General features: G+C 54.8%; 23 protein-coding genes. All 23 read left to right on the top strand.

The genetic code is table 11. The annotated features are described in order from the left end of the window. The first annotated feature begins 13 nt into the window (after positions 1-13). The 23 genes from rpoC (at position 14) to rplR (ending at position 17,000) form a co-directional block, all read left to right on the top strand. Positions 14-4,213 (top strand): DNA-directed RNA polymerase subunit beta', encoded by a 4,200-nt coding sequence (gene rpoC, locus EQV97_RS21170; protein WP_225569703.1) that lies wholly within the window; start codon positions 14-16, stop codon positions 4,211-4,213. Positions 4,214-4,429: 216 nt separating this feature from the next. After that, positions 4,430-4,801: a 30S ribosomal protein S12 gene (gene rpsL / locus EQV97_RS21165; RefSeq protein WP_002555494.1), complete on the top strand. Its 372-nt coding sequence runs from the start codon at positions 4,430-4,432 to the stop codon at positions 4,799-4,801. Between the two features lie 117 nt (positions 4,802-4,918). After that, positions 4,919-5,389, top strand: a complete 471-nt coding sequence (rpsG, locus tag EQV97_RS21160) for a 30S ribosomal protein S7 (RefSeq protein WP_002555493.1) — start codon at positions 4,919-4,921, stop codon at positions 5,387-5,389. Between the two features lie 30 nt (positions 5,390-5,419). Continuing rightward, on the top strand, positions 5,420-7,525 hold the full coding sequence (gene fusA, locus EQV97_RS21155) for an elongation factor G (RefSeq protein WP_122838844.1): 2,106 nt from the start codon (positions 5,420-5,422) through the stop codon (positions 7,523-7,525). Positions 7,526-7,556: 31 nt separating this feature from the next. Then, complete coding sequence (gene tuf, locus EQV97_RS21150) at positions 7,557-8,750, top strand: elongation factor Tu (protein ID WP_008145495.1); 1,194 nt, start codon at positions 7,557-7,559, stop codon at positions 8,748-8,750. Between the two features lie 141 nt (positions 8,751-8,891). Beyond that, on the top strand, positions 8,892-9,203 hold the full coding sequence (gene rpsJ, locus EQV97_RS21145; protein WP_003186070.1) for a 30S ribosomal protein S10: 312 nt from the start codon (positions 8,892-8,894) through the stop codon (positions 9,201-9,203). Between the two features lie 80 nt (positions 9,204-9,283). Then, positions 9,284-9,919: a 50S ribosomal protein L3 gene (rplC, locus tag EQV97_RS21140; RefSeq protein WP_003186059.1), complete on the top strand. Its 636-nt coding sequence runs from the start codon at positions 9,284-9,286 to the stop codon at positions 9,917-9,919. Between the two features lie 12 nt (positions 9,920-9,931). Further along, positions 9,932-10,534: a 50S ribosomal protein L4 gene (gene rplD / locus EQV97_RS21135; RefSeq protein ID WP_007896707.1), complete on the top strand. Its 603-nt coding sequence runs from the start codon at positions 9,932-9,934 to the stop codon at positions 10,532-10,534. Beyond that, positions 10,531-10,830 carry a 50S ribosomal protein L23 gene (gene rplW / locus EQV97_RS21130; RefSeq protein ID WP_002555488.1) on the top strand — a complete coding sequence of 100 codons (300 nt, stop codon included), beginning with the start codon at positions 10,531-10,533 and terminating at the stop codon, positions 10,828-10,830. Before rplD ends, rplW begins: the two co-directional genes overlap by 4 nt. A 14-nt stretch (positions 10,831-10,844) precedes the next feature. Continuing rightward, positions 10,845-11,669 carry a 50S ribosomal protein L2 gene (gene rplB / locus EQV97_RS21125; RefSeq protein WP_008030897.1) on the top strand — a complete coding sequence of 275 codons (825 nt, stop codon included), beginning with the start codon at positions 10,845-10,847 and terminating at the stop codon, positions 11,667-11,669. A gap of 16 nt (positions 11,670-11,685) precedes the next feature. After that, positions 11,686-11,961 (top strand): 30S ribosomal protein S19, encoded by a 276-nt coding sequence (rpsS, locus tag EQV97_RS21120; protein ID WP_002555486.1) that lies wholly within the window; start codon positions 11,686-11,688, stop codon positions 11,959-11,961. A 13-nt stretch (positions 11,962-11,974) separates the two neighbouring features. Next, positions 11,975-12,307, top strand: a complete 333-nt coding sequence (gene rplV / locus EQV97_RS21115) for a 50S ribosomal protein L22 (protein ID WP_003103908.1) — start codon at positions 11,975-11,977, stop codon at positions 12,305-12,307. A gap of 13 nt (positions 12,308-12,320) precedes the next feature. Further along, positions 12,321-13,007: a 30S ribosomal protein S3 gene (gene rpsC / locus EQV97_RS21110; protein ID WP_003176422.1), complete on the top strand. Its 687-nt coding sequence runs from the start codon at positions 12,321-12,323 to the stop codon at positions 13,005-13,007. Between the two features lie 12 nt (positions 13,008-13,019). Next, positions 13,020-13,433: a 50S ribosomal protein L16 gene (gene rplP, locus EQV97_RS21105; protein ID WP_122838845.1), complete on the top strand. Its 414-nt coding sequence runs from the start codon at positions 13,020-13,022 to the stop codon at positions 13,431-13,433. Further along, complete coding sequence (gene rpmC / locus EQV97_RS21100; protein ID WP_008030901.1) at positions 13,433-13,624, top strand: 50S ribosomal protein L29; 192 nt, start codon at positions 13,433-13,435, stop codon at positions 13,622-13,624. Before rplP ends, rpmC begins: the two co-directional genes overlap by 1 nt. A gap of 2 nt (positions 13,625-13,626) precedes the next feature. Further along, the gene (gene rpsQ / locus EQV97_RS21095; RefSeq protein ID WP_003176419.1) at positions 13,627-13,893 is read left to right on the top strand and encodes a 30S ribosomal protein S17; all 267 of its coding nucleotides are present in this window, start codon (positions 13,627-13,629) and stop codon (positions 13,891-13,893) included. Positions 13,894-13,916: 23 nt separating this feature from the next. Further along, positions 13,917-14,285: a 50S ribosomal protein L14 gene (rplN, locus tag EQV97_RS21090; RefSeq protein ID WP_002555479.1), complete on the top strand. Its 369-nt coding sequence runs from the start codon at positions 13,917-13,919 to the stop codon at positions 14,283-14,285. A gap of 11 nt (positions 14,286-14,296) precedes the next feature. After that, positions 14,297-14,611 (top strand): 50S ribosomal protein L24, encoded by a 315-nt coding sequence (gene rplX, locus EQV97_RS21085; protein ID WP_003176416.1) that lies wholly within the window; start codon positions 14,297-14,299, stop codon positions 14,609-14,611. Positions 14,612-14,633: 22 nt separating this feature from the next. Beyond that, a complete protein-coding gene (gene rplE, locus EQV97_RS21080; protein WP_003176415.1) occupies positions 14,634-15,173 on the top strand; it encodes a 50S ribosomal protein L5 in 540 nt (179 codons plus the stop codon). Between the two features lie 13 nt (positions 15,174-15,186). Beyond that, entirely contained in the window at positions 15,187-15,492 is a 306-nt protein-coding gene (rpsN, locus tag EQV97_RS21075; protein WP_003176414.1) for a 30S ribosomal protein S14, read from the top strand. Between the two features lie 208 nt (positions 15,493-15,700). Next, positions 15,701-16,093 (top strand): 30S ribosomal protein S8, encoded by a 393-nt coding sequence (gene rpsH, locus EQV97_RS21070; protein ID WP_008065722.1) that lies wholly within the window; start codon positions 15,701-15,703, stop codon positions 16,091-16,093. A gap of 12 nt (positions 16,094-16,105) precedes the next feature. After that, entirely contained in the window at positions 16,106-16,639 is a 534-nt protein-coding gene (rplF, locus tag EQV97_RS21065; RefSeq protein ID WP_003176412.1) for a 50S ribosomal protein L6, read from the top strand. Between the two features lie 10 nt (positions 16,640-16,649). Continuing rightward, positions 16,650-17,000: a 50S ribosomal protein L18 gene (gene rplR, locus EQV97_RS21060; protein WP_017341069.1), complete on the top strand. Its 351-nt coding sequence runs from the start codon at positions 16,650-16,652 to the stop codon at positions 16,998-17,000. Positions 17,001-17,003: the final 3 nt, after the last annotated feature.

Here is a 17,003-nt window from a genome sequence, read left to right as displayed (position 1 = left end):
AGGAGGAAAGGCCTTGAAAGACCTACTGAATTTGCTGAAAAACCAGGGTCAAGTCGAAGAGTTCGACGCCATCCGTATTGGATTGGCATCGCCTGAGATGATCCGTTCGTGGTCGTTCGGTGAAGTTAAAAAGCCGGAAACCATCAACTACCGTACGTTCAAACCTGAACGTGACGGCCTGTTCTGCGCCAAGATCTTTGGCCCGGTAAAGGATTACGAGTGCCTGTGCGGTAAGTACAAGCGCTTGAAGCACCGTGGTGTGATCTGCGAGAAGTGCGGCGTTGAAGTCGCGCTGGCCAAGGTTCGTCGTGAGCGCATGGCGCACATCGAGCTGGCTTCGCCAGTTGCCCACATCTGGTTCCTGAAATCGCTGCCGTCGCGTATCGGTTTGCTGATGGACATGACCCTGCGTGATATCGAACGCGTTCTCTACTTCGAGAGCTATGTCGTTATCGATCCAGGCATGACCACCCTTGAAAAAGGTCAGCTGCTCAACGACGAGCAGTACTTCGAAGCGCTGGAAGAGTTCGGCGACGATTTCGATGCCCGCATGGGTGCTGAAGCTGTCCGTGAACTGCTGCACGCTATCGACCTGGAGCACGAGATTGGCCGCCTGCGTGAAGAAATTCCGCAAACCAACTCCGAAACCAAGATCAAGAAACTGTCCAAGCGTCTGAAGTTGATGGAAGCCTTCCAGGGTTCCGGCAACCTTCCAGAATGGATGGTGCTGACCGTTCTGCCGGTTCTGCCGCCAGATCTGCGTCCACTGGTCCCGCTGGATGGCGGTCGCTTCGCGACTTCCGACCTCAACGATCTGTATCGTCGAGTGATCAACCGTAACAACCGCTTGAAGCGCCTGCTTGATCTGTCCGCTCCGGACATCATCGTGCGCAACGAAAAGCGTATGTTGCAGGAAGCTGTCGATGCTCTGCTCGACAACGGTCGTCGTGGCCGCGCTATCACCGGTTCCAACAAGCGTCCTCTGAAATCCCTGGCTGACATGATCAAGGGTAAGCAGGGTCGTTTCCGTCAGAACTTGCTCGGTAAGCGTGTTGACTACTCGGGTCGTTCGGTAATTACCGTAGGTCCGACCCTGCGTCTGCACCAGTGCGGTCTGCCGAAGAAAATGGCTCTCGAGCTGTTCAAGCCGTTCATTTTCGGCAAGCTGGAAATGCGTGGTCTCGCTACCACCATCAAAGCTGCCAAGAAGATGGTCGAGCGCGAGCTGCCTGAGGTTTGGGACGTTCTCGCTGAAGTGATCCGTGAACACCCGGTTCTCCTCAACCGTGCACCGACCCTTCACCGTCTGGGCATCCAGGCGTTTGAACCGGTACTGATCGAAGGTAAGGCTATCCAGCTGCACCCTCTGGTCTGTGCTGCGTACAACGCCGACTTCGACGGCGACCAAATGGCCGTGCACGTACCGCTGACGCTGGAAGCCCAGTTGGAAGCGCGTGCGTTGATGATGTCGACCAACAACATTCTGTCGCCAGCCAACGGTGAGCCAATCATCGTTCCGTCGCAGGACGTTGTATTGGGTCTGTACTACATGACCCGTGAAGCGATCAACGCCAAGGGCGAAGGTCGTGTGTTCGCGGATCTGCAGGAAGTTGACCGTGTGTTCCGTGCCGGCGAAGCCGCGCTGCACGCCAAGGTCAAAGTGCGGATCAACGAAACCGTCAACGATCGTGACGGTGGCAGCGTCAAGAACACCCGTATCGTCGACACCACTGTCGGCCGTGCGCTGTTGTTCCAGGTTGTTCCACCTGGCCTGTCGTACGACGTCGTCAACCAGCCGATGAAGAAAAAAGCGATCTCCAAGCTGATCAACCAGTGCTACCGCGTGGTTGGTTTGAAAGAGACCGTGATCTTCGCTGACCAGTTGATGTACACCGGTTTTGCCTATTCGACCATTTCCGGCGTTTCCATCGGTGTTAACGACTTTGTTATCCCGGATGAAAAAGCCCGCATCATCAATGCTGCTACTGATGAAGTGAAAGAGATCGAAAGTCAGTACGCCTCCGGCCTGGTAACCCAGGGCGAGAAGTACAACAAAGTGATCGACCTTTGGTCCAAGGCGAACGACGAAGTTTCCAAGGCGATGATGGCCAACCTCTCGAAAGAGAAAGTCATCGACCGTCATGGCGTCGAAGTCGACCAGGAATCTTTCAACTCGATGTACATGATGGCCGACTCGGGCGCACGGGGTTCTGCTGCGCAGATCCGTCAGCTCGCCGGTATGCGTGGCCTGATGGCCAAGCCGGATGGTTCCATCATCGAAACGCCGATTACTGCGAACTTCCGTGAAGGTTTGAGCGTACTTCAGTACTTCATCTCCACTCACGGTGCTCGTAAAGGTTTGGCGGATACCGCGTTGAAAACTGCGAACTCCGGTTACCTGACTCGTCGTCTGGTAGACGTGGCGCAGGATCTGGTTGTAACCGAGATCGATTGCGGCACCGAACATGGCCTGGTAATGACTCCGCACATTGAAGGCGGTGACGTTGTTGAGCCGTTGGGTGAACGCGTATTGGGTCGTGTCATTGCCCGTGACGTATTCAAGCCAGGTACCGAGGAAGTTATCGTTCCTGCCGGCACCCTGGTAGACGAGAAGTGGGTCGAGTTCATCGAGCTCAACAGCATCGACGAAGTGATCGTGCGTTCGCCGATCAGCTGCGAAACCCGCTATGGCATTTGCGCCAAGTGCTACGGCCGTGACCTGGCTCGTGGTCACCAGGTGAACATCGGTGAAGCGGTCGGCGTTATCGCTGCCCAGTCCATCGGTGAGCCGGGTACCCAGCTGACCATGCGTACGTTCCACATCGGTGGTGCGGCAAGCCGGACCTCCGCTGCTGACAGCGTTCAGGTGAAGAATGGCGGTACTGTCCGTCTGCACAACCTGAAGCACGTTGAGCGAGTGGATGGCTGCCTGGTAGCTGTTTCCCGTTCCGGTGAGCTGGCAATCGCTGATGACTTCGGTCGTGAGCGCGAGCGCTACAAGCTGCCGTACGGTGCCGTGATTTCGGTTAAAGAAGGTGACAAGGTCGACGCTGGCGCAATCGTGGCCAAGTGGGATCCGCACACTCACCCAATCGTTACCGAAATGAAAGGTACCGTGACCTACGTGGGCATGGAAGAAGGCATCACGATCAAGCGTCAGACTGACGAATTGACCGGTATGACCAACATTGAAGTACTCGACGCCAAAGACCGTCCAGCTGCCGGTAAAGATATCCGTCCTGCTGTGAAGATGGTTGATGACAACGGCAAGGACTTGTTGCTGCCAGGCACTGACGTTATCGCTCAGTACTTCCTGCCAGCCAACGCCCTGGTCGGTGTGGCGGATGGTGCGAAGATTGCGATCGGTGACGTTATCGCTCGTATCCCGCAAGAGACTTCGAAGACCCGTGACATCACCGGTGGTCTGCCACGTGTTGCCGACTTGTTCGAAGCACGTCGTCCGAAAGAAGCCTCGATCCTGGCTGAAGTCAGCGGCACCATCGCGTTCGGTAAAGAGACCAAAGGCAAGCGCCGTCTGGTCATTACCCCGAACGACGGTACCGATCCGTACGAAGAGCTGATTCCGAAGTGGCGTCACCTGAACGTCTTCGAAGGCGAACAGGTAAACCGCGGCGAAGTTATCTCCGACGGCCCGAGCGATCCACACGACATCCTGCGTCTGCTGGGTGTGAGTGCGCTGGCCAAGTACATCGTGAACGAGATCCAGGACGTTTATCGTCTGCAAGGCGTGAAGATCAACGATAAGCACATCGAGACCATCCTGCGTCAGATGCTGCGTAAAGTTGAAATCGCTGAATCTGGCGACTCGACTTTCATCAAGGGCGACCAGATGGAGTTGACTCACGTTCTGGTAGAGAACGAGCGTCTGGCTGGCGACGAGAAATTCGTTTCCAAGTTCACTCGTGTGTTGCTGGGTATCACCAAGGCGTCGTTGTCCACCGAATCGTTCATCTCGGCGGCTTCCTTCCAGGAAACCACTCGTGTACTGACCGAAGCGGCGGTAACCGGCAAGCGCGATTACCTGCGCGGCCTGAAAGAAAACGTGGTCGTGGGTCGTCTGATCCCGGCGGGTACCGGCCTGGCTTACCACAGCGAGCGCAAGCGTCGTCGTGAAGCTGACAAGCCGTTGCGCGTAAGCGCCAGTGAAGTGGAAGCTGCACTGACCGAAGCGCTGAACTCTAGCGGTAACTGAGTTCTGCGATAAATGAGCGTGAGGCCCTGGTCGCTCCGTTCGTCGAATCGAGACAAATTGTCGAGATTGGATGAGCGGGGAGGTCGGGGCCTTGCCTTGACTGGGGACAAGATCCTCTTTAGACTCTTGTACCCCTAAATTTGGCGGGAATTCGTTCCTGCCATTTTGCTTTTCTTGCAAGACAATAGCGTCGCAAGACAACAGTGGAGCTAGTAGATGGCAACTATCAACCAGCTGGTACGTCAGCCGCGTAAGCGTATCGTCGAGAAATCCGACGTGCCTGCGCTGCAGAACTGCCCGCAACGTCGTGGCGTATGCACCCGTGTGTATACCACCACGCCGAAAAAACCTAACTCGGCACTGCGTAAAGTATGCCGTGTGCGCCTGACCAACGGTTTCGAGGTTTCCTCGTACATCGGCGGTGAAGGCCACAACCTGCAAGAGCACAGCGTGGTACTGATCCGCGGCGGTCGTGTAAAAGACTTGCCAGGTGTTCGTTACCACACCGTACGCGGCTCTCTGGATACTTCCGGCGTTAAAGGTCGTAACCAGGGTCGTTCGAAGTACGGTACCAAGAAGCCTAAGTAGTAGCGGCTTTTTGTAAAACTGATTTTCTATTTTTCTGAGTCGATAAGAGTAAGGTCGGAGGCGTCCCGAAAGGGCACCGATTCCGAGCGAACCTGAAGACCGTTTGAGGGCTTATCCATGCCAAGAAGACGCGTAGCAGCCAAGCGCGAAGTGCTTGACGATCCAAAATACGGAAGCCAAATCCTGGCCAAGTTCATGAACCACGTTATGGAAAGCGGCAAGAAAGCCGTTGCCGAGCGTATCGTTTATGGCGCGCTGGAAAAGGTTAAAGAACGCAAGAACAGCGACCCCCTGGAAATCTTCGAGAAAGCTCTCGACGCCATCGCTCCGCTGGTCGAAGTGAAGTCGCGCCGTGTAGGCGGTGCTACTTACCAGGTTCCGGTTGAAGTTCGTCCGTCCCGTCGTAACGCCCTGGCAATGCGCTGGTTGGTAGACTTCGCCCGCAAGCGCGGCGAGAAGTCTATGGCTCTGCGTTTGGCTGGCGAACTGTTGGACGCTGCCGAAGGTAAAGGTGCTGCAGTTAAGAAGCGTGAAGACGTGCACCGTATGGCTGAAGCTAACAAAGCTTTCTCGCACTACCGCTTCTAATTTTAGCGTCACTAATTTTGCGAGGGCTTTATGGCTCGTACAACACCGATTAATCGCTACCGTAACATTGGTATCGTTGCTCACGTGGATGCTGGTAAAACCACCACCACCGAGCGCGTCCTTTTTTACACTGGCAAAAGTCACAAAATGGGCGAGGTGCATGACGGCGCCGCGACCACAGACTGGATGGTTCAGGAGCAGGAGCGTGGTATTACCATTACTTCTGCTGCCATTACCGCCTTCTGGCAGGGTTCCGAGAAGCAGCACAAGGACCAATACCGCTTCAACGTCATCGACACCCCGGGTCACGTGGACTTCACCATTGAAGTTGAACGTTCCCTGCGTGTTCTCGACGGCGCGGTCGTTGTGTTCTGCGGCACCTCGGGTGTTGAGCCTCAGTCGGAAACCGTATGGCGTCAAGCCAACAAATACGGCGTTCCACGTCTTGTTTACGTAAACAAGATGGACCGTGCTGGTGCCAACTTCCTGCGCGTGATCGGTCAGATCAAGCAGCGTCTGGGTCACACCCCGGTGCCAATCCAGTTGGCCATCGGTTCCGAAGACAACTTCCAGGGCCAGATCGATCTGTTGGCTATGGAAGCTGTTTACTGGAACGACGCTGACAAAGGCATGGTTCCAGTTCGTAAGCCTATCCCTGCTGAACTGCAGGAACTGGCTGACGAGTGGCGCGGCAACATGGTTGAGGCTGCGGCCGAAGCCAGCGAAGAGCTGATGAACAAGTACCTCGAAGGTGAAGAGCTCACCAACGCGGAAATCAAGGCCGCTCTGCGTCAGCGTACTATCGCTGGCGAAATCGTCCTGGCTGTTTGCGGTTCTTCCTTCAAGAACAAGGGCGTTCCCCTGGTTCTCGACGCCGTTATCGATTACCTGCCTGCTCCAACTGATATTCCTGCCATCAAGGGTACTGACCCTGATGACGAGGAAAAGCAGATGGAACGTCACGCAGATGACAGCGAGCCGTTCTCGGCTTTGGCTTTCAAAATCGCTACCGACCCATTCGTGGGTACCTTGACTTTCGTCCGTGTTTACTCGGGCGTGTTGGCATCCGGCGACGGCGTGATCAACTCGGTCAAGGGCAAGAAAGAGCGCGTGGGTCGTATGGTGCAAATGCACGCAAACGCCCGTGAAGAAATCAAGGAAGTACGCGCTGGTGACATCGCGGCCTTGATCGGCATGAAGGACGTCACCACTGGTGAAACCTTGTGCAGCGCTGACAAGCCAATCATCCTGGTTCGCATGGACTTCCCGGAGCCGGTTATTTCGGTTGCCGTTGAGCCTAAGACCAAGGATGACCAGGAAAAAATGGGTATCGCTCTGGGCAAGCTTGCTCAGGAAGATCCATCTTTCCGCGTCAAGACTGATGAAGAGACTGGTCAAACGATCATCTCCGGCATGGGCGAGTTGCACCTGGACATCCTGGTTGACCGGATGCGCCGTGAGTTCAACGTCGAAGCCAACATCGGTAAGCCTCAGGTTTCCTATCGTGAGCGCATCACGAAGAACTGTGAAATCGAAGGCAAGTTCGTTCGTCAGTCCGGCGGTCGTGGTCAGTTCGGCCACTGCTGGATCCGTTTTGCTCCTGCTGACGAAGGTCAGGAAGGTCTGCAATTCGTGAACGAAGTAGTGGGTGGTGTGGTTCCTAAGGAATACATCCCGGCTATCCAGAAGGGCATCGAAGAGCAGATGAAGAACGGCGTTGTTGCCGGCTATCCGCTGATCGGCCTGAAGGCTACTGTGTTTGATGGTTCCTACCACGACGTCGACTCCAACGAGATGGCGTTTAAGGTGGCTGCATCCATGGCGACCAAGCAACTGGCCCAGAAGGGCGGTGGTGAGCTGCTTGAGCCGATCATGGCGGTAGAGGTTGTTACACCTGAAGACTATATGGGTGACGTGATGGGCGACCTTAACCGTCGTCGCGGCATGATCCTGGGTATGGAAGATACGGTTTCCGGCAAAGTTATTCGTGCCGAGGTTCCGTTGGGTGAGATGTTCGGTTACGCAACCGACGTTCGCTCCATGTCCCAAGGTCGCGCAAGCTACTCTATGGAATTCAAAAAATACAATACGGCTCCGTCGCACATCGTCGAAACCGTTACCAAAAAACAAGGCTGATTCAGCCCCTTTAGGCTAGGAGTTAATTGTCGTGGCTAAAGAAAAATTTGACCGTACCCTCCCGCACGTCAACGTTGGCACCATCGGTCACGTCGACCACGGTAAAACCACGCTGACCGCTGCTCTGACTCGCGTCTGCTCCGAAGTTTTCGGTTCGGCCGTTGTTGCTTTCGACAAGATCGACAGCGCTCCGGAAGAAAAGGCTCGTGGTATCACCATCAACACCGCGCACGTTGAATACAACTCGCTGATCCGTCACTACGCTCACGTTGACTGCCCAGGTCACGCTGACTATGTGAAGAACATGATCACCGGTGCTGCGCAGATGGACGGCGCTATCCTGGTTTGCTCGGCCGCTGATGGTCCGATGCCACAAACCCGTGAGCACATCCTGCTGTCCCGTCAGGTTGGCGTTCCGTACATCGTTGTCTTCCTGAACAAGGCTGACATGGTAGACGACGCTGAGCTGCTGGAACTGGTTGAGATGGAAGTGCGCGATCTGCTGAGCACTTACGACTTCCCAGGCGACGACACCCCGATCATCATCGGTTCCGCTCTGATGGCTCTGAACGGCCAAGACGACAACGAAATGGGCACCACTGCCGTTCGTAAACTGGTTGAGACTCTGGACAGCTACATCCCAGATCCAGTCCGTGTTATCGACAAGCCGTTCCTGATGCCAATCGAAGACGTATTCTCGATCTCCGGTCGCGGTACTGTTGTAACTGGCCGTATCGAGCGTGGTATCGTCAAGGTTCAGGATCCACTGGAAATCGTTGGTCTGCGTGACACTACCGTCACCACCTGCACCGGTGTTGAAATGTTCCGTAAGCTGCTCGACGAAGGTCGTGCTGGCGAGAACTGCGGCGTGCTGCTGCGCGGCACCAAGCGTGACGACGTTGAGCGTGGCCAGGTTCTGGTCAAGCCAGGTTCGGTTAAGCCGCACACTACCTTCGAAGCTGAAGTGTACGTGTTGAGCAAAGAAGAAGGCGGTCGTCACACTCCGTTCTTCAAAGGCTACCGTCCACAGTTCTACTTCCGGACCACTGACGTGACCGGTAACTGCGAACTGCCGGAAGGCGTTGAAATGGTAATGCCAGGCGACAACATCAAAATGGTTGTCACCCTGATCAAAACCATCGCAATGGAAGATGGTCTGCGTTTCGCCATTCGTGAAGGCGGTCGTACCGTCGGCGCTGGCGTCGTAGCCAAAATCATCGCTTAATAAGTGATGACTTGAAAAAGCCCCCGCCTAGCGGGGGCTTTTTTATTGGGTTGACACTGTGGTAGCCCGTCTATAGAATTGCGCCTCCTTTTAACGGGCGTATTGCGCTCGCTGGGAATAGCAGCCGGAGTCTGAAATCCAATGCAAAATCAGCAAATCCGTATCAGGTTGAAGGCTTTTGACCATCGCCTGATCGACCAATCCACCCAGGAAATCGTGGAAACCGCGAAACGTACTGGTGCTCAAGTGCGTGGTCCAATTCCACTGCCTACCCGTAAAGAGCGGTTCACCGTTCTGGTCTCCCCGCACGTCAACAAAGACGCGCGTGACCAGTACGAGATCCGTACTCATAAGCGCGTACTGGACATCGTCCAGCCAACGGATAAAACCGTTGATGCTCTTATGAAGCTTGATCTTGCGGCCGGTGTGGAAGTGCAGATCAGCCTCGGCTAAGACTCGGTCTTAGTCGTGTAACGCTCTGAAATGGGCGGCCATAGCGGGTGAAAGCCCCGTACACTCATGAGGTTTACAACATGACTATTGGTGTAGTCGGTCGTAAATGCGGTATGACCCGTATTTTCACCGAAGAAGGTGTCTCCATTCCGGTCACGGTCATTGAGATCGAGCCGAATCGCGTCACCCAGTTCAAAACTGAAGAAACCGATGGCTATCGTGCAGTGCAAGTCACTGTAGGCGAGCGTCGTGCTTCGCGTGTTACAGCTGCTCAGGCTGGCCACTTCGCTAAAGCGAACGTTGCCGCTGGTCGTACCGTAATGGAATTCCGTCTTGAAGAAGGCGAGTACCAGGCCGGCGATCTGATCAACGCTGAAATCTTCGCCGCTGGTCAACTGGTTGATGTAACCGGTCAGTCCAAAGGTAAAGGCTTCCAGGGTACGATCAAGCGTTGGAACTTCCGCGGGCAAGATAATACCCACGGTAACTCCGTGTCCCACCGCGTTCCAGGCTCTATCGGCCAGTGCCAGACTCCTGGTCGTGTATTCAAGGGCAAAAAAATGTCCGGTCATATGGGCGCTGAGCGCGTGACCGTGCAGTCCCTCGAAGTAGTGCGCGTGGACGCTGAACGCAATCTGTTGTTGGTCAAGGGCGCTGTTCCTGGCGCTACTGGCGGCAACTTGGTTGTACGTCCAGCAGCCAAGGCTCGCGGTTAAGGGGAAGCTGACATGCAATTAAATGTAAATGACGCTCAAGCGATCGAAGTTTCCGAACTGACATTTGGCGGCGAATTCAACGAGACGCTGGTTCACCAAGCAGTCGTGGCCTACATGGCCGGCGGCCGTCAAGGTAGCAAGCAGCAAAAGACCCGTTCCGACGTTCGTGGTGGCGGTAAGCGCCCATGGCGTCAGAAAGGTACTGGCCGCGCGCGTGCCGGTACTATCCGTAGCCCAATCTGGCGTGGCGGCGGTACCACTTTCGCAGCTCGTCCTCAGGATCACACCCAGAAGCTGAACAAGAAGATGTATCGCGCAGCAATGCGTTCCATCCTTGCTGAGCTGGTGCGTACTGATCGTCTGGTTGTGGTTCAGGACTTCGCTGTTGATGCACCGAAGACCAAAGATCTGCTGAACAAACTGACCGGCATGGGCCTGACTGACGTCTTGATCGTGTCTGAAGTAGTTGATCAGAACCTGTACCTGGCTGCTCGCAACCTGCCACACGTTGATGTACGTGACGTGCAAGGTTCCGATCCAGTTAGTCTGATCGCATACGACAAGGTGTTGATCACCGTGTCGGCCGTGAAGAAATTCGAGGAGCTGCTGGGATGAACCAGGAACGCGTATTTAAAGTTCTGCTTGGCCCGCACGTTTCCGAGAAGGCTACGGTTCTGGCTGACAAAAAAGGCCAGTTCGTTTTCAAGGTTGCAACTGACGCAACCAAGCTGGAAATCAAGAAGGCCGTCGAAAGCCTGTTCAGCGTGAAAGTAGAGCGTGTTACTACCCTGAATGTTCTGGGTAAGAGCAAGCGCACTGCTCGCGGTCTGGGCAAGCGTAATGACTGGAAGAAGGCAGTTATCTCCCTTCAGCCAGGCCAAGATCTCGATTTCAGCAGCAGTGCTGAGTAAGGAAGGGGTGCATCATGGCAATCGTTAAATGCAAACCGACTTCCCCTGGCCGCCGTCATGTGGTCAAGGTGGTCAACCAGGAGCTGCATAAAGGCGCTCCTCACGCACCGCTGCTCGAGAAGAAATCGAAGTCTGGTGGTCGTAACAACAATGGTCGCATTACCACTCGTCACATCGGTGGTGGCCATAAGCAGCATTATCGTCTGGTCGATTTCCGTCGCAACGACAAAGATGGCATTCCAGCCACTGTCGAGCGTATCGAATACGATCCAAACCGTACTGCTCACATTGCTCTTATGTTGTACGCAGACGGCGAACGCCGTTACATCATCGCCCCTAAAGGCGTGAACGCTGGCGACCAGCTGATTTCGGGTGCTTTGGCTCCGATCAAGCCGGGCAACCAGTTGCAACTGCGCAGCATTCCAGTTGGTAGTACCGTACACGGCATCGAATTGAAGCCAGGTAAAGGCGCGCAAATCGCTCGTTCCGCTGGTGCTTCGGCTCAGCTGATCGCTCGTGAAGGTGTCTACGTGACCCTGCGTCTGCGTTCTGGTGAGATGCGTAAAGTGCTGGCTGAATGCCGCGCGACCCTGGGTGAAGTCTCGAACTCCGAGCACAGCCTGCGTTCGCTGGGTAAAGCTGGTGCCAAACGCTGGCGTGGCGTTCGCCCAACCGTTCGTGGTGTTGCCATGAACCCGGTTGACCACCCACATGGTGGTGGTGAAGGTCGTACCTCTGGTGGTCGTCATCCGGTATCGCCATGGGGCTTCCCGACTAAGGGCGCGAAGACTCGTGGTAATAAGCGTACCGACAAAATGATCGTCCGTCGTCGCAAGTAAATAGAGGGATACGACAGTGCCACGTTCTCTGAAAAAAGGTCCTTTTATTGATCTTCACCTACTGAAGAAGATCGAAGTGGCGGCGGAAAAGAACGATCGCAAACCAGTTAAAACCTGGTCGCGTCGTTCGATGATCCTGCCACAAATGGTCGGCTTGACCATTGCAGTGCATAACGGTCGTCAACATGTTCCAGTTCTCGTGAACGAAGACATGGTCGGCCACAAACTAGGCGAGTTTGCCGGTACCCGCACATATCGTGGGCACGTGGCAGACAAGAAAGCCAAGCGTTAAGGGGTAAGGAACGATGGAAGTAGCCGCTAAGTTGTCGGGCGCTCGAATCTCCGCCCAGAAAGCCCGCTTGGTCGCCGACCAGATCCGCGGGAAGAAGGTGGGCGAAGCGCTCAACCTGTTGGCTTTCAGCAGTAAGAAAGCCGCCGAGATCATGAAGAAAGTGCTGGAGTCGGCCGTAGCCAACGCCGAGCATAACGAAGGCGCAGACGTTGATGACCTTAAAGTCAGCACCGTTTTCGTCAACGAAGGGCGTTCGCTGAAGCGAATCATGCCACGTGCCAAAGGCCGTGCTGATCGCATCGTCAAGCGGTCTTGCCATATCACTGTCAAGGTTGCTGACAAGTAACGGAGTCGAAGAGATGGGTCAGAAAGTACATCCCATTGGCATTCGCCTGGGAATCGTCAAGGAGCACACCTCCGTCTGGTACGCAGACGGTCGGACTTATGCGGACTATTTGTTCGCTGATCTGAAGGTGCGTGAGTATCTCCAAGACAAACTAAAAAGCGCGTCCGTAAGCCGTATCGATATCCATCGTCCGGCTCAAACAGCACGTATCACCATCCACACCGCTCGTCCAGGTATCGTTATCGGGAAGAAAGGTGAAGATGTTGAGAAACTGCGTCAGGACCTGACCAAGCAAATGGGTGTGCCTGTGCACATCAATATCGAAGAAATCCGCAAGCCGGAACTCGACGGTATGTTGGTTGCGCAGAGCGTAGCTCAGCAGCTGGAGCGTCGCGTAATGTTCCGTCGCGCTATGAAGCGCGCTGTACAGAACGCCATGCGCATTGGTGCCAAAGGCATCAAAATCCAAGTGAGCGGTCGTCTCGGCGGTGCTGAAATCGCACGTACTGAATGGTATCGCGAAGGTCGTGTGCCACTGCACACCCTGCGTGCCGACATCGACTATGCCAACTACGAAGCTCACACCACTTACGGTGTGATCGGTGTAAAGGTTTGGATCTTCAAAGGCGAAGTAATTGGTGGTCGCCAAGAAGAACTGAAACCACAAGCACCAGCGCCTCGTAAAAAAGCTGCTAAGTAAGGGGTACGCCAAATGTTGCAACCAAAGCGTACGAAGTTCCGCAAGCAGATGACTGGCCACAACCGTGGCTTGGCTCTGCGCGGTAGCAAAGTCAGCTTCGGCGAATATGCGCTGAAGTCTGTAGCTCGTGGTCGTCTCACCGCTCGTCAGATCGAGTCAGCGCGTCGTGCACTGACCCGTCACGTTAAACGTGGCGGCAAGATCTGGATCCGTGTATTCCCGGACAAGCCGATCTCCAAAAAGCCCCTCGAAGTTCGGATGGGTAAAGGTAAGGGTTCTGTGGAGTACTGGGTTGCCCAGATTCAGCCAGGCAAAGTCCTGTATGAAATCGAGGGCGTTTCTGAAGAGCTGGCGCGTGAGGCTTTTGCCCTGGCTGCTGCAAAGCTGCCGCTCGCCACCGCTTTTGTTAAACGGACGGTGATGTGATGAAAGCGAACGAACTTCGTGAAAAAGACGCGCCGCAGCTTAACGAGCAACTGCTCGGCCTGCTGCGCGACCAGTTCAATCTGCGCATGCAGAAAGCAACTGGCCAGTTGGGGCAGTCTCACCTGCTCCGGCAAGTTAAGCGTGACATCGCTCGCGTGAAGACTGTGCTCAAACAGCAGGCAGGTAAGTAATCATGGCTGAAGCCGAAAAAACCGTCCGTACGCTGACTGGCCGTGTTGTCAGCGACAAAATGGACAAGACCATCACCGTTCTGATCGAGCGTCGCGTAAAGCACCCGATCTACGGTAAATACGTTAAGCGTTCGACTAAGCTGCACGCGCACGACGAAACCAATCAGTGCCACATCGGCGACAAAGTCACTATTCGTGAAACTCGTCCTTTGGCCAAGACCAAGTCTTGGGCGCTGGTTGATGTTCTCGAACGCGCTGTGGAAGTCTAAGGACTAGGGGTCGGAGAAATTATATGATTCAGACTCAATCCATGCTCGATGTGGCCGATAACAGCGGCGCACGCCGCGTTATGTGCATCAAGGTGCTGGGTGGCTCCCATCGTCGTTACGCTGGTATCGGTGACATCATCAAAGTTACCGTGAAGGAAGCAATTCCTCGCGGTAAGGTGAAAAAAGGCCAAGTGATGACTGCTGTTGTAGTCCGCACTCGTCACGGCGTACGCCGTGCTGATGGCTCCATTATCCGCTTTGATGGCAACGCTGCTGTTCTTCTGAACAACAAGCAAGAGCCGATCGGCACCCGTATCTTTGGGCCAGTGACCCGTGAACTTCGTACTGAGAAGTTCATGAAGATCGTCTCGCTCGCCCCAGAAGTGCTGTAAGGAGATCCGACATGCAAAAGATTCGTCGTGACGACGAGATCATCGTGATCGCCGGCAAAGACAAAGGTAAGCGCGGTAAGGTGCTTAAGGTTCTCGCTAACAACCGTCTGGTTATTGGTGGTCTGAACCTGGTTAAGCGTCATACCAAGCCTAACCCGATGTCGGGCGTGCAAGGCGGTATCGTCGAAAAAGAAGCTCCACTGGACGCTTCTAACGTCGCCATTTTCAACGGCGAAACCAACAAGGCTGATCGCGTTGGTTTCAAAGTAGAAGACGGCAAGAAAATTCGTGTCTTCAAGTCGACCCAAAAAGCGGTTGATGCTTGAACACTGCTAGGTAGATGAGACCATGGCACGACTAAAAGAGATTTACTGGAAAGAAATCGCACCGAAGCTTAAGGAAGAACTTAAGCTTTCGAACGTGATGGAAGTTCCACGCGTTACAAAAATCACCCTGAACATGGGTCTGGGCGAAGCGGTCGGTGACAAAAAAGTCATCGAGCACGCTGTTGCCGACCTGGAAAAGATCACCGGTCAGAAAGTCGTTGTGACTTACGCTCGGAAATCCATCGCTGGCTTTAAAGTCCGTGAAGGTTGGCCGATCGGCGTCAAAGTGACCCTGCGCCGTGAGCGTATGTACGAATTCCTGGATCGTCTGCTGTCGATCTCCCTGCCTCGGGTCCGCGACTTCCGCGGCCTGAATGCCAAGTCCTTCGATGGTCGTGGTAACTACAGCATGGGCGTTAAAGAGCAGATCATCTTCCCGGAAATCGACTACGACAAGATCGATGCTCTCCGCGGTCTGGACATTACCCTGACCACCACTGCCAAGAACGATGATGAAGGTCGCGCCCTGTTGCGTGCTTTCAAATTCCCGTTCCGCAACTGATTGGAGTAGGAAAATGGCCAAGATGAGCATGAAAAACCGCGAGCTGAAACGTCAGCTCACGGTTGCCAAGTACGCCAAAAAGCGTGCAGCACTGAAAGCTATCATCGTTGATCTGAACGCAAGTCCAGAAGCGCGTTGGGAAGCTACAGTAGCTCTGCAGAAGCAGCCACGTGACGCAAGCGCCTCGCGCATGCGTAACCGCTGCCGCCTGACCGGTCGTCCACACGGTGTTTACCGCAAGTTCGGCCTCGGCCGTAACAAACTGCGTGAAGCTGCAATGCGTGGTGACGTACCTGGTCTGGTTAAAGCCAGCTGGTAAGTACCTTCGAAGTCCAGGTGGCCAGAATCGCAAGAGACTGACCGCCGGTGACCTAGAATCTGGAACAAGCCCCTTTTGGGGCTTGTTTCATTTCCGGAGTATGTCTAAAATACGCGGCTCGCCTGAGCCCGTGTGTTTTAGGCCCGGAGATTCTCGGCGACATATGTAGCCGCAAGGCTAATTTTTTTGTATTAGGAGCGTCTAGCCCATGAGTATGCAGGACCCGTTAGCGGACATGCTAACTCGAATCCGTAATGCCCAGATGGCTGAAAAGTCCGTCGTAAGCATGCCTTCTTCCACGTTGAAGGTGGCTGTAGCTAAAGTCCTGAAGGACGAAGGTTACATCGCGGGTTATCAGATCAGCAGCGAAACAAAACCACTGCTGTCTATCGAGCTGAAATATTTCGAAGGCCGTCCGGTCATCGAAGAAGTGAAGCGCGTTAGCCGTCCAGGCCTGCGTCAGTACAAGTCCGTCGATGATCTGCCAAAAGTTCGTGGCGGTCTCGGTGTGTCTATCGTCTCCACCAACAAAGGTGTGATGACGGATCGTGCTGCGCGCGCTGCCGGTGTCGGCGGCGAAGTTCTTTGCACTGTGTTCTAAGGGGGGATAAGCATGTCACGCGTCGCTAAGAACCCCGTTAAGCTGCCAGCCGGTGTCGAAGTCAAATTCGCAGGCCAACAGCTTTCGGTGAAGGGTGCCAAGGGCACTCTCGAACTGAACATCCATTCGTCCGTTGAGATCGTTGAAGAAGCTGGTGAGCTGCGTTTCGCTGCTCGCAATGGCGATCAACAAACTCGCGCAATGGCTGGTACCACTCGTGCGTTGGTAAACAACATGGTCCAAGGCGTAAGCCAAGGCTTCGAGCGCAAGCTCCAGCTGGTCGGTGTTGGTTACAAAGCGCAAGCAAAAGGCACAGTGCTGAATCTGGCTCTTGGCTTCTCGCACCCAGTGGATTATGAACTGCCGGAAGGCATCACCGCTGAGACTCCTAGCCAGACCGATATCCTGATCAAGGGCATCGACAAGCAGCTGGTAGGTCAAGTGGCCGCCGAGATCCGCGACTTCCGTCCACCAGAGCCGTACAAAGGCAAAGGTGTGCGCTACGCGGACGAAGTCGTCCGTCGTAAAGAAGCCAAGAAGAAGTAGGGCATAGCAAATGACCGACAAAAAAGTTACTCGACTGCGTCGCGCTCGCAAAGCACGCCTGAAAATGCACGAACTCGAAGTCGTGCGTCTCTGCGTGTTCCGCTCGTCGCAGCACATCTACGCCCAGGTCATTTCGGCCGACGGCGCCAAAGTTCTGGCATCCGCCTCGACTTTGGATAAAGAACTGCGTGATGGTGCCACTGGCAACATCGACGCGGCCACTAAGGTTGGCCAGCTGGTCGCTACGCGTGCTAAGGCCGCTGGCGTCTCGCAAGTGGCTTTCGACCGCTCTGGCTTCAAGTACCACGGCCGCGTTAAAGCGCTGGCTGATGCTGCTCGTGAAGCTGGGCTGGAGTTCTAAGTT

It is taken from the genome of Pseudomonas sp. TMW22090 (assembly GCF_022496665.1).
GTDB classification, from domain to species: Bacteria; Pseudomonadota; Gammaproteobacteria; order Pseudomonadales; family Pseudomonadaceae; genus Aquipseudomonas; species Aquipseudomonas gregormendelii.
Note: the sequence above shows the minus strand (reverse complement) of the source record. Positions and strands in the feature narration are given on the sequence as shown.